Annotated in this window: 22 protein-coding genes; 21 read left to right on the top strand and 1 reads right to left on the bottom strand. The window is 46.0% G+C overall.

Translation table 11 applies throughout. The features are described 5' to 3' along the window. Nucleotides 1–4 precede the first annotated feature (4 nt). Genes C7475_RS18790 through C7475_RS18880 form a run of 19 tightly spaced genes read left to right on the top strand, consistent with a single transcriptional unit; the run spans nucleotide 5 to nucleotide 20200 of the window. Nucleotides 5–709, top strand: coding sequence for a hypothetical protein (locus C7475_RS18790; protein ID WP_110054922.1), 705 nt, complete (start codon nucleotides 5–7; stop codon nucleotides 707–709). A gap of 17 nt (nucleotides 710–726) precedes the next feature. Then, nucleotides 727–1176, top strand: a complete 450-nt coding sequence (locus C7475_RS18795) for a thioesterase family protein (protein WP_110054923.1) — start codon at nucleotides 727–729, stop codon at nucleotides 1174–1176. Beyond that, nucleotides 1173–2327 carry a beta-ketoacyl synthase N-terminal-like domain-containing protein gene (locus C7475_RS18800; RefSeq protein ID WP_110054924.1) on the top strand — a complete coding sequence of 385 codons (1155 nt, stop codon included), beginning with the start codon at nucleotides 1173–1175 and terminating at the stop codon, nucleotides 2325–2327. Before C7475_RS18795 ends, C7475_RS18800 begins: the two co-directional genes overlap by 4 nt. 11 nt (nucleotides 2328–2338) lie before the next feature. Then, nucleotides 2339–3406 carry a methyltransferase gene (locus C7475_RS18805; RefSeq protein WP_110054925.1) on the top strand — a complete coding sequence of 356 codons (1068 nt, stop codon included), beginning with the start codon at nucleotides 2339–2341 and terminating at the stop codon, nucleotides 3404–3406. 28 nt (nucleotides 3407–3434) lie between these two features. Further along, nucleotides 3435–4682, top strand: coding sequence for an NAD(P)/FAD-dependent oxidoreductase (locus C7475_RS18810; protein WP_110054926.1), 1248 nt, complete (start codon nucleotides 3435–3437; stop codon nucleotides 4680–4682). A 1-nt stretch (nucleotide 4683) separates the two neighbouring features. Further along, nucleotides 4684–5301, top strand: a complete 618-nt coding sequence (locus tag C7475_RS18815; RefSeq protein ID WP_110054927.1) for a 3-oxoacyl-ACP synthase — start codon at nucleotides 4684–4686, stop codon at nucleotides 5299–5301. A 23-nt stretch (nucleotides 5302–5324) separates the two neighbouring features. Continuing rightward, nucleotides 5325–5585 (top strand): phosphopantetheine-binding protein, encoded by a 261-nt coding sequence (locus tag C7475_RS18820; protein ID WP_089838859.1) that lies wholly within the window; start codon nucleotides 5325–5327, stop codon nucleotides 5583–5585. Then, nucleotides 5585–6799 carry a beta-ketoacyl synthase gene (locus C7475_RS18825; protein WP_110054928.1) on the top strand — a complete coding sequence of 405 codons (1215 nt, stop codon included), beginning with the start codon at nucleotides 5585–5587 and terminating at the stop codon, nucleotides 6797–6799. The genes C7475_RS18820 and C7475_RS18825 overlap by 1 nt, the downstream gene beginning before the upstream one ends. A gap of 3 nt (nucleotides 6800–6802) precedes the next feature. Next, nucleotides 6803–7867, top strand: a complete 1065-nt coding sequence (locus tag C7475_RS18830) for a beta-ketoacyl synthase N-terminal-like domain-containing protein (RefSeq protein ID WP_233259896.1) — start codon at nucleotides 6803–6805, stop codon at nucleotides 7865–7867. After that, nucleotides 7861–8637, top strand: coding sequence for a polysaccharide deacetylase family protein (locus C7475_RS18835; RefSeq protein WP_110054929.1), 777 nt, complete (start codon nucleotides 7861–7863; stop codon nucleotides 8635–8637). Before C7475_RS18830 ends, C7475_RS18835 begins: the two co-directional genes overlap by 7 nt. Continuing rightward, nucleotides 8630–9265: an outer membrane lipoprotein carrier protein LolA gene (locus C7475_RS18840; protein ID WP_110054930.1), complete on the top strand. Its 636-nt coding sequence runs from the start codon at nucleotides 8630–8632 to the stop codon at nucleotides 9263–9265. The genes C7475_RS18835 and C7475_RS18840 overlap by 8 nt, the downstream gene beginning before the upstream one ends. After that, complete coding sequence (locus C7475_RS18845) at nucleotides 9243–9863, top strand: hypothetical protein (protein ID WP_110054931.1); 621 nt, start codon at nucleotides 9243–9245, stop codon at nucleotides 9861–9863. Before C7475_RS18840 ends, C7475_RS18845 begins: the two co-directional genes overlap by 23 nt. After that, entirely contained in the window at nucleotides 9863–10228 is a 366-nt protein-coding gene (locus C7475_RS18850; RefSeq protein ID WP_110054932.1) for a 3-hydroxyacyl-ACP dehydratase, read from the top strand. The genes C7475_RS18845 and C7475_RS18850 overlap by 1 nt, the downstream gene beginning before the upstream one ends. Beyond that, nucleotides 10228–11439, top strand: coding sequence for a DUF2062 domain-containing protein (locus C7475_RS18855; RefSeq protein ID WP_110054933.1), 1212 nt, complete (start codon nucleotides 10228–10230; stop codon nucleotides 11437–11439). The genes C7475_RS18850 and C7475_RS18855 overlap by 1 nt, the downstream gene beginning before the upstream one ends. Nucleotides 11440–11446: 7 nt before the next feature. Then, on the top strand, nucleotides 11447–15322 hold the full coding sequence (locus C7475_RS18860) for a trifunctional MMPL family transporter/lysophospholipid acyltransferase/class I SAM-dependent methyltransferase (RefSeq protein WP_110054934.1): 3876 nt from the start codon (nucleotides 11447–11449) through the stop codon (nucleotides 15320–15322). Continuing rightward, nucleotides 15312–16817 carry an NAD(P)/FAD-dependent oxidoreductase gene (locus C7475_RS18865; protein ID WP_110054935.1) on the top strand — a complete coding sequence of 502 codons (1506 nt, stop codon included), beginning with the start codon at nucleotides 15312–15314 and terminating at the stop codon, nucleotides 16815–16817. The genes C7475_RS18860 and C7475_RS18865 overlap by 11 nt, the downstream gene beginning before the upstream one ends. Nucleotides 16818–16830: 13 nt before the next feature. Continuing rightward, a complete protein-coding gene (locus C7475_RS18870; RefSeq protein ID WP_110054936.1) occupies nucleotides 16831–18519 on the top strand; it encodes a C45 family peptidase in 1689 nt (562 codons plus the stop codon). A gap of 1 nt (nucleotide 18520) precedes the next feature. After that, a complete protein-coding gene (gene acpS / locus C7475_RS18875) occupies nucleotides 18521–18898 on the top strand; it encodes a holo-ACP synthase (RefSeq protein WP_110054937.1) in 378 nt (125 codons plus the stop codon). Between the two features lie 12 nt (nucleotides 18899–18910). Continuing rightward, the gene (locus C7475_RS18880) at nucleotides 18911–20200 is read left to right on the top strand and encodes a phenylacetate--CoA ligase family protein (protein ID WP_110054938.1); all 1290 of its coding nucleotides are present in this window, start codon (nucleotides 18911–18913) and stop codon (nucleotides 20198–20200) included. 16 nt (nucleotides 20201–20216) lie between these two features. On the opposite strand, the gene C7475_RS18885 is transcribed toward C7475_RS18880, so the two are convergent. Further along, nucleotides 20217–20702 carry a DUF6702 family protein gene (locus tag C7475_RS18885; RefSeq protein WP_110054939.1) on the bottom strand — a complete coding sequence of 162 codons (486 nt, stop codon included), beginning with the start codon at nucleotides 20700–20702 and terminating at the stop codon, nucleotides 20217–20219. Between the two features lie 70 nt (nucleotides 20703–20772). Between C7475_RS18885 and C7475_RS18890 the strand changes: the two genes are divergently transcribed. Both C7475_RS18890 and C7475_RS18895 read left to right on the top strand, forming a co-directional pair. Further along, on the top strand, nucleotides 20773–21360 hold the full coding sequence (locus C7475_RS18890) for a HupE/UreJ family protein (RefSeq protein WP_110054940.1): 588 nt from the start codon (nucleotides 20773–20775) through the stop codon (nucleotides 21358–21360). 47 nt (nucleotides 21361–21407) lie between these two features. Next, nucleotides 21408–23735, top strand: a complete 2328-nt coding sequence (locus C7475_RS18895; protein WP_110054941.1) for a M1 family metallopeptidase — start codon at nucleotides 21408–21410, stop codon at nucleotides 23733–23735. The last annotated feature ends 21 nt before the right edge of the window (nucleotides 23736–23756 follow it).

A 23756-nucleotide genomic window follows, 5' to 3' on the forward strand; every position in this document is an offset into this window, starting at 1 on the left:
TGTAATGACCACCTTAAAGAAATGCCTGCTGGCAAGCTTTGTTTTAGTATTTGTTTGTCTGTCTGCCGGACATAGCCAGGCACAGACCCTGAAAGAGTTTTTCAGTAATGAATCGACTCCGCTGACATATCTGGGCGTTGACTTCTCTGCAGCCAAAATAGAAGGAGAAACTGCAACCGCCGCAGAGATCATCAACAAGTTCGAACCGATTAACACGGTGATCACTACAGAGTCCAAGAAGTATGATGTTGCAGGCGCCTTTAAAAGGAGCAGTATAAGCACTTTCCTGGATGCCGTGCAAACGATCAATGCGGGTGTTAATCCTACTACCCTCAAAACCAATAACGTTGCTGACCTCGAAAAAGGTCTGACACCTGCCGATATCGACAAGCATGTCAAGAAGTATGATCTCAAAGGTCAGAAAGGTATCGGACTGGTATTTATCATGGATGGTATGAGTAAGACGAATAAGGAAGCTTACGTATACGCTACACTGATAGACCTGTCCTCAAAAAAAGTACTGCTGACCGAACGTTTCACCGGTAAGGCGCAGGGCTTTGGCTTCCGTAACTACTGGGCTTATACGATCTACAAAGTGCTGAACTCCATCGATCACGGAAAATATAAAGAGTGGAAAAATAAATCCACAGCTACTGCAGAAACAAAAGTAGCTGCTGTAAAAAGTGAGGCCAGTCTGATGGCAAATTAATCCGGAAAAATAATAAGATGAGCCCTGTATTGACCGAGAGTGCGAATATACTTGTGAAGTTCAATGAAGCAGATCCGCTGGGTATAGTATGGCATGGACATTATATCCGCTATTTCGAAGACGGGAGGGAAGCTTTCGGTGAAAAATACGGGTTACGTTACCTCGACATTTATAAAGAAGGATATACCGTACCTGTGGTGAATGTACAATGTAATTACAAACGCTCGCTGAGATACGGAGACCGTGTAGTGGTAGAAACTACCTATGTAAATACCGCGGCTGCGAAAATTAAGTTCGAGTACAAGCTGTACAATTTTGCGACGGGTGAGCTGGTTGCTGACGGAAGTTCCCTGCAGGTATTCCTGGATGTACCCACGTCAACGCTGCAGCTGACCATCCCTCCGTTTTTTGAAAAATGGAAAGCGCAATATGGACAGATCCTTCCTCCTAATAATGTGAAAAAATGAAAAGTGTGTATGTAGTGGCAGATAATATTTTATCGCCGCTGGGCAGAACAACGGAAGAAAACTTTGCGAATGTGAGGAGTGGACTGAGCGGTATCAGCTTGCATGATGATCCTGCAATGGCTGCAGGACCGTTTTATGCTGCGATGATGGCGTCTGACCAGCTGGAAAACAGCTGGAATGACGAAAGCTTGGAACAGTATACAAAGTTTGAACAGCTGTTGATACTATCCGTGCAGAATGCACTGGACAGAACGTCTATTGACATCACCAATGGCCGTACTGCTTTCATCGTATCCACTACAAAGGGGAATATAGAGCTACTGGAGAAACAGGAAGATCCTGCCAATGCTCCGTTACAGGAAATGGAACTGTTCCATACTGCAAAGAAGATAGCACAATACTTTAATTATACAGAAGATCCTATAGTTGTCAGTAACGCGTGTATCTCCGGATTGCTGGCTATTTTAACGGCCAGAAGGCTGATCCTTTCCGGCCGTTACGACAATGCTGTTGTAACCGGAGCTGACGTGGTGACCAGGTTCGTATTATCTGGTTTCCAGTCATTCCAGGCTGTCAGCAGTGAACCGTGCCGGCCTTTTGACGCTGACCGTAAAGGGGTGACATTAGGAGAGGGCGCTGCCACTGTGGTACTGACAAATAACGAAGCATATGTTACACCGTCTTCCATCCTTGCAGGAGCCGGAGCGGTAAGTAATGACGCCAATCATATTTCCGGGCCATCCCGTACAGGAGCAGAGCTCAGTACTGCGATGCAAAATGCTATGAAAGGCGCAGGGCTGACACCTGCTGATATCGGTTTTGTTTCCGCTCATGGTACAGCCACCTCGTACAATGACGAGATGGAATCCAAAGCGCTGCACCTGGCAGGGCTGCTGGAAGTGCCAGTGAACAGTCTGAAAGGATATTACGGGCATACCCTGGGCGCTGCCGGGCTGATAGAAGCAGTGATAGGCATGCACGCGTTGCAGCAGCAACTGGTGATCCCTACACTTGGTTTCCAGTCCCTGGGCGTACCTCACCCGGTAATGGTGAGTAATCAACTGACCAGCAGGCCTATGCAGCATTTCCTAAAAACAGGGTCCGGTTTCGGCGGTTGTAACGCAGCAATGATATTTTCGAAAATAATTTAATCTTAATCAGAATGGAGTTTTTTACTAAAGAAACGAAAACAGCATTACAGGCGCAGGAAGCGGCATTAAGACTGGCTTTTGCGCCGATAGCATTTCAGGCCACCCGTGCCCTGCGTGATATGGGCATCCTGCAGGTTATCAGTGACGCCGGACAAAAGGGACTGACCATAGAAGAAGTACTGGAAAAAGTATCGTTGTCCCGTTATGCTGCGCGCGTATTGCTGGAAGCGGGCCTCGGTATTGAACTGCTTATCATCAATGATAAAAGATATATTCTGACAAAGACCGGTTATTTTATCCTGCACGATAAACTGACCCGTATTAATATGGACTTTTCCCAGGACATCTGTTATCGCGGTATGGACCACCTGCAGGAAAGTTTACTGGAAGGACGACCTGCCGGATTGAAGGAGCTTGGGCCCTGGGAGACGATTTATCCGGGATTACCACTGCTGCCGCCGGAAATAGGCAAGAGCTGGTTCGATTTTGATCACTACTATTCCGATCTGGCATTTCCACAAGCTTTGCCGATCGTATTTGAAAATAAACCACGTACACTACTGGACATTGGTGGTAATACAGGTAAGTGGACACTTGCTGTTACTGCCTATGATGCAGATGTAAAAGTGACCATGTTCGACCTGCCGGGAGAGATCGCTATCGCCCAACAGAGAACAAAAGAAGCTGGTGTGGCAGACCGCGTGTCATTCCATGAAGCCAACATCCTGGATGAAAGCCTGCCTTTCCCTTCTGGTTTTGATGCTATCTGGATGAGCCAGTTCCTGGATTGTTTTTCTGAAGAGCAGATCGTGTCTATCCTGAAACGTTGCCGTGAGGCGCTAACAGAACAGGGGACCATTTATATCCTCGAACCTTTCTGGAACAGGCAGCCGTTTAAATCGGCCGCTTTCTGCCTCCAGCAGACGTCCCTGTATTTCACAGCCATGGCGAACGGCAATAGCCAGATGTACCATACTGACGACTTCTTCAAATGTATTGAAGACGCAGGATTGCAGATAGTTGAGGAGAATAACCAGATGGGACTCAGCTATACACTGTTAAAATGTAAGAGAAAATAATCTTCACAAACCTCCATAAAACATATCCATGACCACAGAAAAGGTAGATGTATTAGTGATCGGTGCAGGCCCTGCGGGAACGGTAGCGGCCTCTATCATTCACCAGGCAGGTTATTCTGTTAAAATAGTAGAGAAGCAGAAATTTCCCCGTTTTGTGATTGGCGAAAGCCTGTTACCACGTAGTATGGAAGCCCTTGAGGAAGCTGGTTTTATTGATGCTATTAAAGCAAAAGGGTTCCAGGAGAAGTTTGGGGCTAAATTCGTAAAGGGAGACAGGATATGCGACTTTACCTTTAAGGAACAACATACACCAGGCTGGAACTGGACCTGGCAGGTAACAAGAGCGGATTTCGACAAGACACTTGCTGATACCGTGGAGTCGATGGGGGTGCCTGTAGCATACGAAACAACAGTAACAGGAATTCAATTCAATGGATCAGATTCTATTACTACTATCGAAGACGTACATGGCAATAAAAGTGAAATAGCCGCCCGTTTTATTGTGGATGGCAGCGGATATGGCAGGGTAATCCCCCGCTTGTTCAACCTGGAAAAGAATTCAAACCTGCAGCCACGTAAAGCCTTATTTGCACATACGGTGGACGTAAATCGTTCCATGGAAAAAGAGCCTAACCGTATTACAGCAGTAGTACATAAACCAGGCACCTGGATCTGGATCATTCCGTTCTCAACAGGAGTAACTTCTTTAGGATTTGTAAGTGATCCGGCTTTCTTCAACAGTTATCCGGGTACACCTGAAGAGCAATATCGCGCTTTGCTGGACGCTGAACCTTATACAAGAGAACGTTTTAAAGACGTAGAATTGGTCTTTGAGCCACGTATCCTGGAATCATGGTCAGCCACCACCGATAAGTTTTATGGGGATGGCTTTGTGTTGACAGGTAATGTAACAGAATTTCTGGACCCTATTTTCTCATCTGGCGTAACTTTAGCCTGCGTTTCTGCGCAAACTGCGGCTAAACTGGTGATCCGTAAGCTGAAAGGCGGTGAGGTTGACTGGGAAAAGGAATACATGGCGCCTACCATGCAAGGCGTGAATACTTTCCGCTCTTATGTGATGGCCTGGTATGAGGGTACACTGGACAAGATTTTCTTCTCAGAAAATCCGCGCCCGGATGTAAAGAACCAGATCTGTTCGGTATTGGCAGGATACGTTTGGGACATGAGCAATCCTTTTGTGCAAAATCATGATACAGCACTGAAGCGGTTGGCGCGTACCATTGAATTAACAGAAATAATAAAACAGGACCAATAGCTTGTATAACGGCGATGTATATATAACAGGAAGCTGCGTGATCCGGGATAACCGGGTGTATCGGGATGGAGTGCAATTATTGGAAACGCCACGGGAACTGGAGTTGCCGGAATTCCTGCGAGCGGGATATGATCATTTTTCTGGTCAGTACCCGAAGTTCCATAAAATGGATCCGCTGAGTAAGCTCGGATGGCTGGCAGCAGAAGTACTGTTAAAGGAAGTTCCGCTGAGTAGTTATCCGCGGGAAAGTGTAGGTCTGATACTGGCCAATAAAAGCGCCAGTCTCGATACTGACCTTCGCTATTTTGACTCGGTGAAAGATATCGCCAGTCCGGCGTTATTCGTATATACACTGCCCAATATCGTAATGGGAGAGATTAGTATTCGTCATGGTTTTAAAGGAGAGAATGCCTTTTTTACCACAGATGTATTTGACAGGGAATTCATGGTTGGTTATATCAGCCAGCTGTTCCTGGAAAATGCTGTTTCGGCCTGTCTTTGTGGATGGGTGGAAGTAATGGGGCCGGCGTACGAAGTTATGTTGTATAAAGTGGAGCGTACCGGTGATGGAGGATTAGTATTCAATGCAGATAATCTGCAGAAAGCAGCAAGTATTTAAATTAATATACAGTAATAATTATCATGGAAAAATTGATGGCGGCGTTGAAAGCCCAGATCGTAGAGCAGTTGAACCTGCAGGAAGTAAAACCTGAAGATATCGGAGATGATCAACCATTATTCAAAGATGGTCTGGGTCTGGATTCTATAGATGCGCTGGAGATTATAGTACTGCTACAGCAGCATTATGGTATCCGTATTGCAAATCCTGAACAGGGACCGGAAATATTCCATTCCGTGCGTACGATCGCTGAATTCATTACCGCGCATCAAACCGCCAAATAATGAATAGTAATGTATGGATTGCCGGAGGTGGCGTCATTTGCGGCATAGGGAACAACCTGCCTGAATGCCTGGAAGCATTCAAACGTATGGAGCCCGGTATGGCCCATATGGAGTATCTGCACTCTGTGCACCGCCATACATTTCCTGTGGTGGAAGTAAAAGCGTCTAATGCTACCCTGGCTGAGTGGACAGGCATGCCTGAACACATCAGCCGTACAGCCCTGTTAAGCTGCGTGGCAGCGCAGGAAGCCTGGAATAGCACCGGTCTTGGCGATATCAGTCAATACCGTGTAGGATTTATTTCCGCCAATACTGTTGGCGGTATGGACAAAACAGAAGATTTTTTTGCAGATTATCTGCAGGATACTTCCAAAGGTCATCTTAACCAGGTAGTGCATCATGAATGTGGTGCTATTACAGAGCTGGTGGCCGATGCCATGGGCATCCGTCATCATATCTCAACGATCAGTACCGCCTGCTCCTCCAGTGCCAACGCACTGATGTATGGAGCCAGGCTGCTCAAAAATAATATGGTAGATGTGGTAATAGCTGGTGGTACAGATGCACTGACCCGCTTTACCCTGAATGGTTTTAATACGCTGATGATATTGGACCCTGCTGCCAGCCGTCCCTTTGACGATACCCGTACAGGGTTGAACCTGGGAGAAGGTGCAGGATATGTGGTACTGGTGAGTGACGCGCTGGCGGCCGAACTGCCGGCTACCCGGCAACCCTGGTGCAGACTAAGTGGTTATGCTAATGCAAATGACGCATATCATCAAACTGCTTCTTCACCGGATGGAACAGGCAATTTCCTGGCTATGCAGGGCGCATTAGAAATGAGTGGTATTAAGCCTGAGGATATCGATTATATCAACCTGCATGGTACCGGCACCCAGAATAATGATGCGGCAGAAGGAGCGGCTATTGCCCGCCTTTTTGCACCGGAATATCCGCCGGTAAGCAGTACTAAATCCTTCACAGGGCATACATTGGGCGCCAGTGGAGGAATAGAAGCGGTTTTTTCCGCCTGGTCGGTAAAGGAAGGTATTATTTATCCCAATGCGAATTTCCATAAACAGATGAAGGAACTGCCTTTTGCACCTGTTACGAAATTCACTGCCGGGCAGGAACTGAAGCATGTAATGTCCAACTCCTTTGGTTTTGGTGGTAACTGCTCCAGCCTGGTGTTTTCAAAAAATGCGCAATCATAACATATGTACATCTATATACAAGGAACAGGTTGTGTGTCACCACAGGAAACTGCGGCTGGCAATGCATTACCGGCAACGGTGTCGCCCTGGGAAGGGGCACGCCTGAAAGCCTGGGAACCTGATTACAAGCAATGGATAGATGTGAAGCTGATCCGTCGCATGAGCCGCGTTATCAAAATGGGCGTAGCTGCGGCGAAACTCAGCCTGCAGGAAGCAGGAGTGGAAAAACCCGACGCGATCATTACGGGTACAGCCTATGGCTGCCTTGACGATACCGGCGTGTTCCTTTCAAAAATGATCAATCAGCAGGAAGAGATGTTAACGCCTACAGCGTTCATCCAGTCCACTCACAATACCGTAGCCGGACAGATCGCACTGATGCTGGGTTGTCACGGTTACAATAATACGTTTGTCCACAAAGCCTTCTCATTCGAAAGCGCTTTGCTTGACAGCATGATGATACTGAGAGAAGGCCGTTTACGCAGCATTCTGACCGGTGCGATGGACGAGCTGACCAATCACAGTTTTAATATCCTTTCCCGTTTTGACATTTATAAGAAAGTCCCTGTTACGCATGAACAATTGCTGAAAAGCGATACGCATGGTACCGTGGCAGGAGAGGGCGCCGCCTGTTTTGTGCTGGGAACGGAAAGAGGGCCTAATACAAAGGCCAGATTGAGCGGACTGACCACTTTGTACAAACCGGCAGGGAAAGCCGAAATTTCGGCTGATATTGACGCTTTCATGGCAGCGCATAATTGCAGTCAGTCGGAAGTCAGTCTGTTCATTAACGGCCGTAATGGTGATGCCAGTGGAGATGAGTGGTATGAGCATGTGGAAAATACCATTATGGCAGGTAAACCGGTAGCTACCTTTAAACACCTCTGCGGAGAATATCCTACCGCCGCTTCTTTTGGCATGTGGATGGGATGCCGGATACTGGCAGAACAACAGGTAGCCGCTGCTGCTATGTTCAAGGGGGAAGTACCGGAAAAGTTTGAGAAGATCCTGATCTACAATCAGTATAAACAAACGCATCACTCATTGATCCTGCTGTCGGTATGCTAACGCTCCGTACTGCAAATATCAGCCTGTTAGTGATGCTTGCAGCCGTATGGCTGGGACATAACTTATGGCCAGTATTGCCCTGGTGGATCATGCTGTTCCCGCCAATACTTTATGTGGCGGCGCTGGTATGGGGAGCCATTAATATCCGGTCAAATTTTTATATACCAGCATTATGTGCTGCCAGAACAAATGAAAAGGTCATTGCTATTACATTTGATGATGGTCCTTTGCTAAAGCACACGCCGGAGATCCTGGACATACTGCAACAGGAACGGGTGCCCGCGGCATTCTTTTGCATCGGCAACCGGATAGAGGGGAATGAAACACTTTTGCGTCGTATAGATACAGAAGGACATGTAATAGGAAACCATAGTTTCTCCCATCACTTCTGGTTTGATATGTTCGGTTCCGGTAAAATGCTGGCTGAACTAAAACAGATGGACGATGTCGTGGAAAGTGTAACCACGAGAAGGCCCAGGCTTTTCCGTCCGCCATACGGAGTGACGAACCCGAACCTGGCCAAAGCGATCATAAAAGGTGGTTATTTGCCTATTGGCTGGAACATCCGTTCACTGGATACGGTAGCGAAAGACAAGGATCAGCTGCTGGAAAGGATCAAAAAGGGTATCAAACCGGGAGCAGTATTACTACTGCACGACTCGATGGAAGTAACAGTACAGGCATTGCCATTATTGCTGCAACATCTGAAAAAGGAAGGATACCGCATTGAAAGAATTGACAAATTATTAAACATACCCGCTTATGCGTAGATGGCTTTTGATATTGGGTAGTATAGTATGTGGCATAACGACAATGGCACAACAGCCGGGCTTTAAGCCGGTAGCAGATGCAGCGGCTTTCAAACAGCAGTTTGCAAAAGCTTCCCAGGCTACACAATCCATTCAGTGCGATTTTGTGCAGGAGAAGAACCTGAGCATGTTATCTGATAAGATCGTATCCAAAGGTAAGTTCTGGTTCAGGAAAGAAAACAAGGTACGTATGGAATACATGCAACCTTCTTATTACTTGCTGGTGATGAATGGAAAGGATATCAAAACAAAAGACGGACAGAAAGAGAACCGTGTATCCACCAAAGGGAATAAACTGTTTGAACAGATCAATAAGATCACAGTAGATTGTGTGCAGGGAAACGTGGTGAATAATACTGATTTCAATACCCGCATCCTGGAGAATGGGCAGGCTTACCTGCTGGAAATGACGCCGGTGAACAAATCTCTGGCGCAGTATTTCAAATCCATTCATCTGCTGGTAGACAAGAAGGATTATTCCGTATCGAAGATACAGATGTATGAAGCAGGTGGCGATGATACCAGCATCAGCTTTTTACATAAACAACTGAACGTAAATATTCCAGATGCGGTCTTTGCTGTTAAATAGTATACTGCTGATGGGGCTATTGTCCGGTTGTAGCTCTGCATATAAAAACCTGCAGGAAACCAGTGGTGATGTGAACTGTATTACGAAATTCCGTCCGCAGTTTGCCAACACATTGTATAGTACACAGGTGGATATACTGAAGCATCATCTTAGCGGCCTACTTTTCTTTAAGCAAATGCCAGACAGCAGTTTGCGTGTAGTGTTTGCCAATGAGATGGGCTTTAAGTTCTTTGATTTTGAATTCACAAAGGATGGCGGTTTTGTAAAACATTATATGCTGCCAAAGATGGATAAAAAAGCAGTAGTGAAAACACTGCGTGGTGATTTTGAACTGGTATTGCTACGCCCGGATCTTAGTAAGGCAAAGGTGAAGCAAGACAGTACTTATCGCTATACCGTAGTGCCTACGGAAAAGGGCAATAATTATTATATAACTGATGCTGCCTGTGAACGGTTGGAACGAATTGAGAAGTCATCCAAACGCAAACCGGTGGTAAAAGTATGGCTGGGACATTATGAGGCAGGTGTGCCGGATACAATAGCTATCCGTCATCAGGGCTTCACTTTTAATATATCATTACAACGCGTACAGAAATAATGTTAGCAGGAAAACTATATACACTTGAGCAGGAGCAGACTGCTGGTGAAACCGGTACTTACCGGGTTTTATGGAATGCAGCACATCCTGTATTCGAAGGACATTTTCCTGGTCGTCCTGTCGTGCCTGGAGTTTGCATGATGCAGACCGTTCAGGAGCTGCTGGAGAGACTGGTGCAAAAGAAAGTGATATTAAAAAAAGCGTCCAATATGAAGTTTCTGAACATGATCGATCCTACCGCAAATCCGCAGGTAGAAGTCAGTGTTCAGTACAAATTGCAGGACGGAGAAATAAAAGTGACTGCGTCATTGAAATATGAGGCGCTCACCTTTATGAAATTCCAGGGAACATTTGTTGATGCATAATGATCGAAACAACAACATATCATGACCAGTTCACCGCGCATAAGGCAGCTGTACTGGTGCCAACCTACAACAACGCCAAAACGCTGGAGGCGGTATTAAGAGATGTACTCTCTTATACCACGCATGTCATTGTCGTAAACGATGGCAGCACGGATAACACCGCTGCTATACTCGATATTTTTCCGCAGATACAAAGAGTAGAATATATTGCCAACCGGGGTAAGGGTATTGCCTTGCGTCGGGGTTTCCGCTTTGCTGTTGACCAGGGATATGAATATGTCATCACCATGGATGCGGATGGTCAGCATTTTGCTTCTGACCTGCCTGTATTGCTTGAAAAGCTGAACACAGAGCGTAAAGCTATTGTAATCGGCGCACGTAACCTGCAACAGGAGAATATGCCGGGTAAGAACACCTTCGCTAATAAGTTCTCTAACTTCTGGTTCTATGTGGAAACAGGACTGAAAGCGCCGGATACACAGTCCGGTTATCGCCTGTATCCTGTTCATGCCATGAGAAAGATGTGTTTCTGGTGTACCAAGTATGAGTTCGAAATAGAAGTGTTGGTACGCAGCGCCTGGAAAGGTGTTAAAATTGATTGGGCGCCTATTAAAGTATATTATCCACCTGCCGGGGAAAGAGTGTCTCATTTTCGTCCTTTCAGGGATTTCTCCCGTATCAGCGTACTGAATACGGTGTTGGTATTTATTACGTTCCTTTATATCAAACCGCGTGATTTTATCCGCTTTCTGTTCAAAGCAGAAAGCTGGCGGATGATGTGGTACGAACATGTACTGAACAAGGAGGAAACGAATGCACGGAAAGCGCTCTCCGTAGGCTTCGGCATATTTATGGGCATCGTACCTATCTGGGGCTTCCAGATGGTAACGGCTATGGCATTGGCTGTATTATTCAGGTTGAACAAGGCATTGGTATTTATGTTCTGCCATATCAGTCTGCCGCCGATGATCCCTTTTGTGATCTTCGCCAGTTTTGCTACAGGAAAGATATGGATACGGGATGGCAGTATCCTGCCACCACTTACCAGCAATCTTTCTCTGGACATGATCACGCAGAATTTGTTTCAATACCTTACAGGGGCCGTTACACTGGCAATAGTTGCAGGGTTACTGGCTTCATTGATTGTTTATGTAATGCTGTCCATCTTCCGTAAAGATCCTGTGAAACAGGTCAGCAAGTCTTCAGTATGAATTTGATATGGGTAAGTTATTTGTAAGCATATATAATTTCTTTCAACAGCGCAAGGCCTGGCTATGGATCTGTACCATCGCCTGTTTTGTTTTGGCCGGTTACTTCGCGTCCCGTATTGAACTGGAAGAAGATATTACCCGTATCCTGCCGCAGGATAAAAAGCTCGATAAACTACAACAGGTGTTCAACGATTCCCGGTTTGCCGACAAGCTGGTGATCACCATTTCACAAAAAGATACCACACAGGCAGCTCAACCGGATAGCCTGACCGCTTTTGCACAGACACTGACAGCCCGTGTAAACGAACGATATGCACCCTATATCAAACAATTTCAGGCCCAGATAGAGGATGCTGCAGTGCTCGACCTGATGCAGGTAATACAGCAACACCTGCCGGTATTCCTGGAAGAAAAAGACTATCAGAAGATCGACTCGCTGATCATGCCTGACAGGCTGCAGCAGACCCTGGAAAATAATTATAACACACTGATCTCACCCGCCGGACTGGTCGTAAAGAAAGTAATTGCTTCAGACCCTACCGGCATGTCCTGGGTGGGTATTAAAAAGCTGCAACACCTGCAGTATGATGAGCAGTTTGAGTTATATGATGGTTTTGTGATGAGCAAAGACCAGCGGCATTTATTACTTTTCATTACTCCTGTTAATCCCGCCAGCGCTACGGCAAAGAATGTGGTACTACTGAAAGGGCTACAGACAGAAATAGACTCGCTACAGGGAAGTTCCGCTTTTACTGAAGCATCTTTTTTCGGCGCAGCTGCTGTATCTGCAGGCAATGCAACACAGCTCCGGCAGGACACTTTGCTGACGCAGGGCATTACTGTGGTATTGCTGATAATATTGATCGCTTTGTTCTTCAGGAAAAAACGCGCGCCATTGCTGGTAATGCTACCTGTAGTATTTGGCGCTTTATTTTCACTGGCGATAGTTGCTGTTGTACAGCAAAGTATTTCGGTGATCGCTTTAGGAGCGGGAGCAGTGGTATTAGGCATTGCGGTGAATTATTCATTGCATGTATTTAACCACTATCGTCACCTGCCTGATATTCGTGAAGTGATACGTGACCTGGCTACACCTATGACCATTGGTAGCTTTACGACTGTAGGAGGGTTCCTTTGCCTGCAATTTGTGGAGTCGCCTATTTTACAGGATGTTGGCCTGTTCGCTGCCTTCAGCCTGATAGGGGCCGCCTTGTTCTCACTGATCTTTTTACCTCATTGGATCGTGCTGGGAAAACAATCGGAACATCCGCAAGTACAACACCATAACTGGCTGGACAAACTTTCTGCATATAAACCGGAAAAGAATAAATACCTGGTAGGCGCCATTATATTACTAACAGTTGTTTTCTTCTTTACAGCAGGTAAGGTTGGCTTTGAAAGCGACATGATGCGTATGAACTTCATGCGTCCTGAACTAAAAGCAGCAGAAGCGAAGTTCAACCAGGTCAATGCATACACTGCACAATCCATCTACCTGGTTACCGATGGTGCAAACATGGAAGCTGCATTGCAGAATAGTGAACGTTTGCTACCAATGGTGCACCGGTTACAGGAACAAGGTGTTATAAAGAAATATGCAGGTGTGAATACTTTACTGATGTCCCAGCATGAACAGCAGCAAAGGATACAACGGTGGAATAAATACTGGACAACTGAAAAGAAACAACAACTGGTCAATTACCTGCAGCAGCACGGGCCTGTAGTTGGTTTTAGGGCCGCTGCATTTGATCCGTTCGCGCAATGGCTGCAACAGGATTTTACGCCAATTCCGGATAGTGACCTACAGGCTTTGCGTTCCGGCAATCTGGGCGACTTTATCACCGAGAAGAAAGACCGTGTATCGTTGGTCACCTTGCTGAAGGTAGACCCTGCACAGAAAGCAGCAGTATATAAAGCACTCGGAGAACAGGAACATACAACGGTACTCGATAAACAATACGTGGCTAATCGCCTTGCAGAAGTGATCCGTAATGAGTTTAACAGCATCGCATGGATGACTTCTTTACTGGTGTTTTTTGCCCTGTTGATATCTTACGGCCGGATAGAGCTGGCGCTGATCACCTTTATTCCCATGCTTATCAGCTGGGTGTGGATATTAGGTATTATGGGACTGTTCGGCATTAAGTTCAATATCGTTAACATCATTCTGAGTACATTCATTTTTGGCCTCGGAGATGATTACAGCATCTTCACCATGGACGGTTTGCTACAGCAATATAAGTCCGGAAGAGAAGATAATCTTTCCTCATTCCGTACCTCCATCTTCCTTTCCGCTATTACCACAATATTGGGACTGGGGGTAATGATCTTCGCACAACATCCTTCATTGCGTTCAATCGCATTGATCTCTATCATCGGTATCGGATGTGTGGTGCTGATCTCGCAGGTAATGATCCCTTTCCTCTTCAACTGGCTTATCACCAACCGTACACGTAAAGGAAAAGCGCCATGGACCTTGAACGGATGGCTGAAATCAGTGTTCGCATTCGCTTACTTTACTTCAGGTTGCCTGGTGCTGACAGTAATAGGATGGGTGCTGGTGAAATTCAATCCGTTTAAGAAAAAGGAAAAGGCAAAATACATATATCATCGCATTTTATCAGCTTATACACGGTCAGTGATCTTCATTATGGGAAACGTGAAAAAGAAGATCATTAATCCATTGGGAGAGAAATTGGAAACTCCTGCTGTGATTATCAGTAATCACCAGTCTTTCCTGGACATCCTGGTGTCAACAATGTTACACCCAAAAGTGATCCTGCTCACAAGTGAGTGGGTATGGAACTCTCCGGTGTTCGGCGCCGTGGTAAGGATGGGAGATTATTATCCGGTAGCAGAAGGAGCGGAAGGTAGCATTGAGAAGCTGAGAAAGAAAGTGGAGGAGGGATATTCCATTGTAGTTTATCCGGAAGGTACCCGTTCCTCTGATGCTTCGATCAAACGCTTCCATAAGGGTGCTTTTTATATTGCAGAACAAATGGGCCTGGACATTCTGCCTATTGTCTTACATGGTACGGCATACACCATGAGCAAGAATGATTTCCTGCTGAAAGACGGCTCCATTACGGTGAAGTATCTTCCAAGGATCAAGGCCGGTGCCGACGCCTGGGGAGATAATTATACCGCACGTACTAAACAGATCAGCCGCTACTTTAAAGCTGAGTATGAAAAACTGCGCCAGGAAATAGAAGTGCCCGTTTATTTCAGGGAACAGCTGATCTATAACTATATTTATAAAGGGCCTGTACTGGAATGGTACATGCGTATTAAAACGAAGCTGGAAGGTAACTATGCGTTGTTTGATCAGCTGTTGCCCAAAAAAGGACGTATCCTGGACGTTGGCTGCGGATACGGCTTCATGAGTTACATGCTGCACTGGCTGTCAGAAGAGCGTGAAATGAAAGGGATCGATTATGACGAAGAAAAGATCATCACCGCACAGCATTGTTACATGCGAAATGAACATGTCAACTTTGCGCATGCAGATGTGACCAATTATGCATTTGAACAGTATGATGCTTACGTGATAAGTGATGTGCTGCACTACCTGCAACCTGAAGAACAGGAGAAGGTACTCTCTGCCTGTATCAGCCAACTGGGACCCGATGGTGTGATCATTGTACGTGATGGAGATAGCGATTTGAAAGAAAGACATGAAGGCACTAAGCTGACAGAGTTCTTTTCCACTAAACTGATCGGATTTAACAAGACCAAGGATAAACCGTTGTCATTCTTTTCTTCTTCCCGCATACGGGAAATTGTTTCAGCAAATGGCGCGGTAATGGAGCAGATCGACAATACAAAATATACCTCCAACGTAATTTTCATTATCAAAAAGTTATCCCCTGTACATGCAGTATGATGTAATCATAATAGGCAGTGGCCTCGGAAGCCTTGTATGTGGCGCCATTCTCAGCAAGAATGGTTACAAAGTATGTATCTATGAAAAGAACCGCCAGATAGGTGGTTGCCTGCAAACTTTTTCGCGTGATAAAGCAATTATTGACTCAGGTGTGCACTATATCGGCGGACTGGGAGAAGGAGAAACATTGAATCAGGTATTCCGCTACCTGGGTATTATGGATAAAATGAAACTGCGCCAATTAGATACCGACGGATTTGATCATATCCATTTTGGCAATGAGCAGAAGGTCTATAAATTAGCCCAGGGCTATGATAATTTCATAACCCAATTGCTGAAGGATTTTCCGGGCGAGAAGGACGCACTGCATGCGTACTGGGATAAAATGCAGGAAGTGTGTGCTAAGTTCCCGTTGTTCAATCTGAGAATGGGCGACTATCGTGAGAAGGAAGGTATCATGGGGCTGGATACTCACGAATTCCTGTGCAGTATAACGAAAAACGAACGGCTGCAACATGTATTGGCTGGCAATAATATGCTGTATGCGGGTGAACAGTGCAAGACGCCTTTTTATGTGCATGCCCTTATCCAGCATAGTTACATAGAAAGCTCCTGGAAATGTGTAGATGGTGGTTCCCAGATCTCCCGTGGCCTGAATAAAGTGATTAAAGAAAATGGCGGTGACATCATCCGGAACACGGAAGTTGTGCGTATCGTCGAGTTTGACGGTAAGGTAGATCATATCGTACTGGCAGGTGGAGAACAGGTCACTGCAAGGCATTTTATCTCCGGTCTGCATCCTGCTAAGACCATGGAAATGACAGAGAGCATCAGTCTGCGGCAGGCCTACAAAGCGAGGTTATGTGCTCTGCAGAATACACCAGGCACGTTTATGCTCAATGTAGTACTGAAGCCAGGGTCCTTTCCTTATCAGAACTATAACTACTATCATCATGATTCGGATAACGCCTGGGATGGCGTTAACTATACGGCAGATAACTGGCCGAGCACCTATGCGATGTTTGTAGCTGCCGGTGCAAAAGAAGAACAGTTCACTGACAACATTTCCATCATGACCTATATGCGTTACGCGGATGTGGAGCGCTGGCAGGACACGTTTAATACTGATTCCCGGCCGGATGAGCGGAATGCGGATTATCAGGAGTTCAAAAAGGAAAAGTCCGAGAAGCTGTTGGATGCAGTGGAAAAACAGTATCCCGGACTTCGCAACTGTATACATGCGTATTATTCATCTACGCCATTGACATACAGGGATTACCTGGCTATGCCGGAAGGAAGTATGTATGGCATCGCCAAAGATGCCAAAGATCCGTTAAAAACGATGATCTCGGCAGCTACCCGGCTGCCCAATTTGTATCTTACCGGGCAAAACCTGAACTTGCATGGAATTTTAGGGGTTACAATGACAGCAGTGGTCACAAGTTCGGTACTGCTGGGCATGGAAAAGCTTATAAACGATATTAACGCAGCATAAACTAAATTGAGAGATGTCATTGAAAAAGGGGAAAAAACGGAGCGGATGGCGTAGACTGGGCAGGGCGCTGTTGTATATAACGGGCACTATTGTATTACTACTGATCATATTGGTTATTTATGTAGTCAGTGTATCGCATATAGCCCCGCCTGAGATAGCTGATAAACAATCCCTTCAATGGCAGCGTAAACCGCTTGACAGTACCAGCTACACTCTGGGTAATAGCTGGTTCCGCAAAAGTGAGAGCGGCCTGTACGAAATGTATGTAGAAGGAAAACCTTTTGAAAGGGGAGTGGTGGAAGGTAAGCTGTCAGCAGAGCTGATACAGAGACAGGAAGATCATTTCACTGATCAGATCAAGAAGATGATCCCTTCCCAGTCATACCTGAAATTCCTCCGCTATTTTGTAGGGTTCTTTAACAGGCATCTGGCAGATAATATTGCTGAAGAAAATAAAGAGGAGATCTATGGGATCTCTTTTTCCGCATCTGACAGGTACGACTTCATTGGTACCAATTACGAGCGTATTCTGAATTATCATGCAGCGCACGACATAGGCCATGCCTTGCAGAATATGGCGCTGGTGGCTTGTACCTCTTTCGGTACCTGGAACGGCGCCTCCGCCGATAGTAACCTGATCATCGGCCGTAACTTCGACTTTTATGTAGGAGATAAATTTGCTGAAGATAAGATAGTAGCGTTCTATAAACCTGAAAAGGGTTACCGTTTTATGATGGTGACCTGGGGCGGCTTCACCGGTGTAGCTTCCGGCATGAATGAGAAAGGACTGACGGTTACCATTAATGCCGATAAAAGTGATATCCCCACAGGCTCTGCCACACCAGTATCGCTGGTAGCAAGAGAGGTCCTGCAGTATGCAAAGAACATAAATGAAGCATGGGCTATTGCTCAGAAGCATAAGATGTTCGTATCAGAATCTTTCCTGGTAGGTTCCGCAGAAGATAACCGTGCAGCTATTATCGAGAAAACGCCTGAAAAAATGGACATGTACGATCCGAAGGATCAATTCATCACCTGTACCAACCACTTTCAGGGAGCTACACTGGGAAAGGAAGAAAAGAATATTAAGCAACGGGACGAAACTTCTTCCGGTTACCGTTTTAACCGTTTGTCTGAGTTATTACAGCAACATGGTCCGAATACTCCACAGAAAACTGTCGACATCCTGCGTGACCGCTACGGCCTGCATGGAGAGAATATCGGAATGGGTAATGAGCGTGCGATCAACCAGCTAATTGCACACCATGCAGTGGTATTTGAACCGAAGAAGAAGATGGTGTGGGTATCGACTGCTCCCTGGCAGTTAGGCAAGTTCGTCGCTTATAACCTGGACTCTGTGTTCAATATGAAGGGACTGCAATATGACCACGAGATCTACGACAGTGCGAAGACAATCGCTGCGGATCCTTTCCTGCAAACGCAGGACTACCGTTCTTTTGTGGCCTTCAGAGCCATGAAGGCAGATATCATGGATGGGAAAGAGGTAGATGTACAGCAACTTATCCGTCTTAATCCGGAGTACTACCATGCTTATGTGCTGGCGGGCGACTATGAATTCAAACACAAACGTTATCAGGCAGCAGAAGGGTATTATCAGAAAGCATTGACCAAAGTGATTGCAACGAAAGGGGAGGAAGATCATATCCGCAAACAATTGGAGAAGTGCGCTAAAAGTAAATAACATGATCTACGGGATAGGTACCGACATCGTGGAAGTAGACCGCATCGCGGTTAAGATGGAAAAGGGAACCGGTTTTCGGGACCTGGTATTTACTCCGCATGAGAAAAATTACTGTGAGGCACAGGTAAATCCTTTCGAGAGTTATGCAGCCCGCTTTGCAGCCAAGGAGGCTTTTCTGAAGGCAATGGGCACAGGCTGGGGGCATGGAAAGATCAACTTCAACGAGATTGAGGTTCGCAATGAAGAAACGGGAAAGCCCTTATTACAGCTGATAGGCAATGCCGCTTCCTGCTATAATGAATTACAGATTAAACAGATACTGGTATCTTTATCCCATGTAAAAACAATGGCAGTCGCCATGGTGGTAATAGAGATCTGAAAACTGAAGCCCATGTATATACCCAACATCGAACTACAGTCAAAAACGGCCATCAGGCAATTCCAGGAAAAAGAAGTACTTCACCTGTTGGGATACCTGCGCGAGTTTTCTCCCTTTTACCGGGAATGGTTTGTGAAACATGGTATTCAGCCCTCTACCGTTAAATCATTGAATGATCTGTGGCTGATCCCGCCTGTTACCAAAGAGCATCTGCAGGAGCAGAACTGGGATTTTTTATGTGTGGATAAAAGCAAGATCGCAGAATATACGACCACTTCCGGCACACTTGGACATCCTGTTATCATTGCGCTGACGCAGAAAGACCAGGAGCGCCTTAGTTACAATGAATACATCTCATTTTGTTGTGCAGATGGTACAGAAAACGATATTTACCAGCTGATGCTGACACTGGACCGTCAGTTTATGGCTGGTATGGCCTATTATAACGGTATCCGCAAGCTGGGGGCCGGCGTATTGCGCGTAGGACCGGGAGTTCCTTCATTGCAATGGGAAAACATTCGTCGTATACAACCGACTACTATAGTTGCGGTACCATCCTTTATTGTGAAACTCATCGCTTTTGCCAAAGAGCATAATATCGATATCAACGCTTCTTCCGTGAAAAGTGCGGTATGTATCGGAGAGAATATCCGTAATGTGGATTTCTCCCTGAACGTACTGGGAAAGAAGATTACTGAACAGTGGGATATCAAGCTGTATTCCACCTATGCCTCTACAGAAATGCAGACGGCATTTACAGAGTGTAAGACAGGCCAGGGAGGACATCATCATCCTGAACTGTTGTACATAGAGCTGCTGGACGATAATAACCAGCCTGTTGGTCCCGGCGAAGACGGAGAGGTGACCATCACTACACTCGGCGTAGAAGGGATGCCCCTGTTACGCTATAAGACCGGGGATATCTGCCGTTATTATGATGAGCCCTGTTCCTGCGGCAGGCACACCATGCGTTTATCGCCCGTAATAGGCAGGCGGAAACAAATGATCAAATACAAGGGAACTACATTGTACCCACCTGCGCTTTTTGATCTGCTGAATGATATGGAGGAAGTACGTGAATTTGTAGTGGAAGTATTCTCTAACGAAATAGGTACAGACGAAATATTGCTGCATCTCTGGCCGGTAGCGGAAACAGAAGACATAGACCGGAAGATACGTTCCTATCTTCAGGCAAAACTGAGGGTTATTCCACAGGTACGATATGTTTCCCAGTCAGATATCATGAAAATGCAATTCCCGGAAGGCAGCAGGAAGCCGATCAAATTTATTGACAGGCGATAGAAGAAAAACGGGATGATCAGAAGTCAAAGTCGGCGTCCGCTTTAGGGTTATCCAGTTTGGTGCTTTTGCGCACTTCGTTTTGGATCACGTGGATCATATTGATCTGGTTCGGATGTTCGGCATAAAGGATATCATTCCTGACGTGAGCACGTTTGAACACCGGTACTTTTTCAGCCGCAAGGAAACACCAGGCCGCCTCTTCCTCGATCTTATAACCAAGATATTGCAGGCGAATAGTTTTACCATCAGCTGTTACAAACAAATGTTTTGAAAGATAAACGGATATCAGGCTATCGGCGACAGCCCTGTTGGCCGGATGTATAATGTCAAGGGGCGCTTTATATTGCTTTTTTATTGCATTTTCCAGGTCATCAGCAAAGATCCGGCAGCTTACCTGTAACTCATTCCTGGACTTATCATGTGCTATTTCAGTGACGCTTACATAGAAAGGATGGAAAGACGCCCACGCCGTAATCAACCATTTAAATAATAATACCCCCACTTGCCTAAAAAATTTTAAATTTTAAAATGACCTTTGTATAATTACTGAAACTGGCAACAAATATAGGTTAATGAACGAGTTTGTGATGTATTTTCAGATGGGGTGGCAGCATATCGTCGATTTGGAGGGGATGGATCATATATTATTTATTGCTGCGCTATGTGCTGTGTACCTGCTGAACGACTGGAAAAAAGTATTGGTGCTGGTCACGGCTTTTACGATAGGTCACTCTATTACCCTTGCACTGAGCGTAACGAATGTAGTTTATATCAAGAGCAGCCTGATAGAATTCCTGATACCTGTAACAATCGCTATTACTGCTTTTTCAAACATTGTAAGGAAGCAAGCCGTTCCGGCGAAAATACAGATCAACTACTTTTTTGCAGGATTTTTTGGCCTGATACATGGAATGGGTTTTTCAGGTTACCTGAAAAGTTTGCTCGGGTCGCAGACAAATATTGTCAAACCCTTGCTGGCCTTTAATCTGGGGCTGGAATTTGGTCAGATCCTAATAGTGACAGGCGTACTTGTACTGGCCGCTATTGTTGTGAATATCGGGCACGTTAAACGGAGGGACTGGAACCTGTTTCTTTCTTCCGCCATTTTTGGCGTTGCTTTAATGATGGCCGTTGAGCGGTATAAAGAATTGATTGGTTAAGTAAGCAGTATCAACCAGCTGCTAACCTTTGTAATATAGACTTGTTTATGAGAAAGAAATCCTTCAAACTGGCACTGGCCCTATGCTTTATGACGGCACTGGCGCAGGCGCAAAATCCAGGTTCTAATCATGGTAACCGCTTTGAGCAGCTGGGTACTATGCTGACAGATCCTAATGAATACCGCTCTGCTTCCGGAGCGCCCGGTCCAAAATACTGGCAGCAACGGGCCGACTATGACATTACCGCTACGCTGGACGATGAGCAGCAGAAACTTACAGGTGCGGAAACTGTCACTTACTACAACAATTCGCCTGATCCGCTGACTTACATCTGGTTACAGCTGGATGAAAATGAGCACGATCTGAAAAGCGATAACAACAGCTTTGATCCAAGCTCTATGTCCGATAAGATGAGCATGCGTACCGTAAATGGTATACTTGGTAATCCGGGCAGCAAGAAATTTGGAATGAATATAGTAAAGCTGACCGACGAAAGCGGCAAGACTTTATCTTATACGATCAATCAGACCATGATGCGCATTGATCTGCCACAGACCCTGCAGCCGGGCCAGAAGCTCCGCTTTAAGGTAGAGTGGTGGTACAACATTTCTGACCGTATGGTTCAAGGTGGCCGCGGAGGTTATGAATACTTTGCAGAAGACAAAAACTACCTCTATACTATCACCCAGTGGTACCCTCGCCTGGCGGTGTATTCCGACTTCCAGGGATGGCAGAACAAACAGTTTACCGGTCGTGGAGAGTTTGCACTGACCTTCGGCAACTTCAAGGTAAGTATGAATGTACCTGCCGATCACGTAGTAGGTGCTACCGGCGAATGTCAGAACTACAAAGAAGTACTGACTCCTGCACAGTTCCAGCGCTGGCAGCAGGCACAATCTGCAAAGCAGCCGGTGGAAGTGGTAAACCTGGACGAGGCTAAGAAAGCGCTTGCGGGACATGCTACAGGCCGTAAAACATGGGTATATGAGGCTGATAACGTACGTGACTTCGCCCTGGTATCTTCCCGTCGCCTGGTATGGGACGCTATGGCTACCAACGTGGAAGGTAAGAAGGTAATGGCGATGTCCTATTATGGTCCTGAAGCTTATCCGCTGTACAACCGTTACTCTACCAAAGTTGTAGCGCACACTGTTAAAACGTATTCCAAACATACTATTCCTTACCCTTATCCTGTAGCTATCTCTGTGGAAGCTGCGAACGGTATGGAATACCCGATGATCTGTTTCAACTATGGCCGTGCTGAAAAGGATGGTACCTATTCAGAGAGCACTAAGAACGGTATGATCGGTGTGATCATTCACGAAGTGGGACACAACTTCTTCCCGATGATCGTAAACTCTGACGAACGCCAGTGGACATGGATGGACGAAGGTCTGAACACTTTCTGCCAGTTTCTGACTGAGCAGGAGTGGGATAATAACTTCCCTTCCAACCGTGGACCAGCCTACAAGATCACCGACTACATGAAGATGCCGAAAGATCAGCTGGAACCTATTATGGTTAATTCTGAGAATATCGTGCAGTTTGGACCGAACGCTTATGCAAAACCAGCTACCGGCCTAAATATCCTGCGTGAAACTATCATGGGCAGGGAACTGTTCGATTTCGCTTTCCGCGAATATGCACGCAGATGGGCATTTAAACATCCTACTCCTGCTGACTTCTTCCGTACAATGGAAGACGCTTCTGCAGTAGACCTGGATTGGTTCTGGCGTGGCTGGTTCTTTGGTATCGAACCTGTTGATATCTCTCTCGATAGCGTGAAACTGTTCCGTTTAGATACAAAAGAACCACAGATCAGCAAGGCTGAAGCAAAAGCAAAATATGACCGCGCTGCAGATCATATCTCCCGTGCACGTAACAAGGCAGCGGGAATGAAGTTTGCCGTAGATCAGGATACAGCCCTGCAGGATTTCTATGTTAAATGGGACCGCTTTGAAGTAACTCCGGAAGACAAAACAACTTATGATGCGTTCTATGCAGGTCTGTCACCGGAAGAAAAGCGCCTGTACGATAGCAAGAAGAACTTCTACGAAGTATCTTTCTCAAACGTAGGCGGTCTGCCAATGCCATTGATCATCGAATGGACATATGCAGATGGTACTAAGGAAACTGACCGTATCTCCGCTTATATCTGGCGCAAGAGCGAGCAGCATATATCCAAGGTATTTGCAAAAGATAAAGAAGTAGTAGCTATTAAACTGGACCCTCAACGTGAAACTGCTGATATCGATGAGTCCAACAACAGCTGGCCACGTGTTGCAGCACCTTCCCGTTTCGAATTGTTCCGTCAGTCACAGAGCGTACGTGGTGCGTCTGTAGGTGGTAACCCAATGCAGAAAGCGAAGAAATAAACGATCAAGATAAACGATCAT

The sequence above is a fragment of the Chitinophaga sp. S165 genome, from assembly GCF_003182155.1.
Classification (GTDB): Bacteria; Bacteroidota; Bacteroidia; order Chitinophagales; family Chitinophagaceae; genus Chitinophaga.

What these genes read in the sequence shown, in the direction of transcription:
- C7475_RS18790 (WP_110054922.1), top strand. Translation starts at nt 5, where the DNA reads ATGACCACCTTAAAGAAATGCCTGCTGGCAAGCTTTGTTTTAGTATTT.
- C7475_RS18795 (WP_110054923.1), top strand. Translation starts at nt 727, where the DNA reads ATGAGCCCTGTATTGACCGAGAGTGCGAATATACTTGTGAAGTTCAAT.
- C7475_RS18800 (WP_110054924.1), top strand. Translation starts at nt 1,173, where the DNA reads ATGAAAAGTGTGTATGTAGTGGCAGATAATATTTTATCGCCGCTGGGC.
- C7475_RS18805 (WP_110054925.1), top strand. Translation starts at nt 2,339, where the DNA reads ATGGAGTTTTTTACTAAAGAAACGAAAACAGCATTACAGGCGCAGGAA.
- C7475_RS18810 (WP_110054926.1), top strand. Translation starts at nt 3,435, where the DNA reads ATGACCACAGAAAAGGTAGATGTATTAGTGATCGGTGCAGGCCCTGCG.
- C7475_RS18820 (WP_089838859.1), top strand. Translation starts at nt 5,325, where the DNA reads ATGGAAAAATTGATGGCGGCGTTGAAAGCCCAGATCGTAGAGCAGTTG.
- C7475_RS18825 (WP_110054928.1), top strand. Translation starts at nt 5,585, where the DNA reads ATGAATAGTAATGTATGGATTGCCGGAGGTGGCGTCATTTGCGGCATA.
- C7475_RS18830 (WP_233259896.1), top strand. Translation starts at nt 6,803, where the DNA reads ATGTACATCTATATACAAGGAACAGGTTGTGTGTCACCACAGGAAACT.
- C7475_RS18835 (WP_110054929.1), top strand. Translation starts at nt 7,861, where the DNA reads ATGCTAACGCTCCGTACTGCAAATATCAGCCTGTTAGTGATGCTTGCA.
- C7475_RS18840 (WP_110054930.1), top strand. Translation starts at nt 8,630, where the DNA reads ATGCGTAGATGGCTTTTGATATTGGGTAGTATAGTATGTGGCATAACG.
- C7475_RS18845 (WP_110054931.1), top strand. Translation starts at nt 9,243, where the DNA reads ATGCGGTCTTTGCTGTTAAATAGTATACTGCTGATGGGGCTATTGTCC.
- C7475_RS18850 (WP_110054932.1), top strand. Translation starts at nt 9,863, where the DNA reads ATGTTAGCAGGAAAACTATATACACTTGAGCAGGAGCAGACTGCTGGT.
- C7475_RS18855 (WP_110054933.1), top strand. Translation starts at nt 10,228, where the DNA reads ATGATCGAAACAACAACATATCATGACCAGTTCACCGCGCATAAGGCA.
- C7475_RS18860 (WP_110054934.1), top strand. Translation starts at nt 11,447, where the DNA reads ATGGGTAAGTTATTTGTAAGCATATATAATTTCTTTCAACAGCGCAAG.
- C7475_RS18865 (WP_110054935.1), top strand. Translation starts at nt 15,312, where the DNA reads ATGCAGTATGATGTAATCATAATAGGCAGTGGCCTCGGAAGCCTTGTA.
- C7475_RS18870 (WP_110054936.1), top strand. Translation starts at nt 16,831, where the DNA reads ATGTCATTGAAAAAGGGGAAAAAACGGAGCGGATGGCGTAGACTGGGC.
- acpS (WP_110054937.1), top strand. Translation starts at nt 18,521, where the DNA reads ATGATCTACGGGATAGGTACCGACATCGTGGAAGTAGACCGCATCGCG.
- C7475_RS18880 (WP_110054938.1), top strand. Translation starts at nt 18,911, where the DNA reads ATGTATATACCCAACATCGAACTACAGTCAAAAACGGCCATCAGGCAA.
- C7475_RS18890 (WP_110054940.1), top strand. Translation starts at nt 20,773, where the DNA reads ATGAACGAGTTTGTGATGTATTTTCAGATGGGGTGGCAGCATATCGTC.
- C7475_RS18895 (WP_110054941.1), top strand. Translation starts at nt 21,408, where the DNA reads ATGAGAAAGAAATCCTTCAAACTGGCACTGGCCCTATGCTTTATGACG.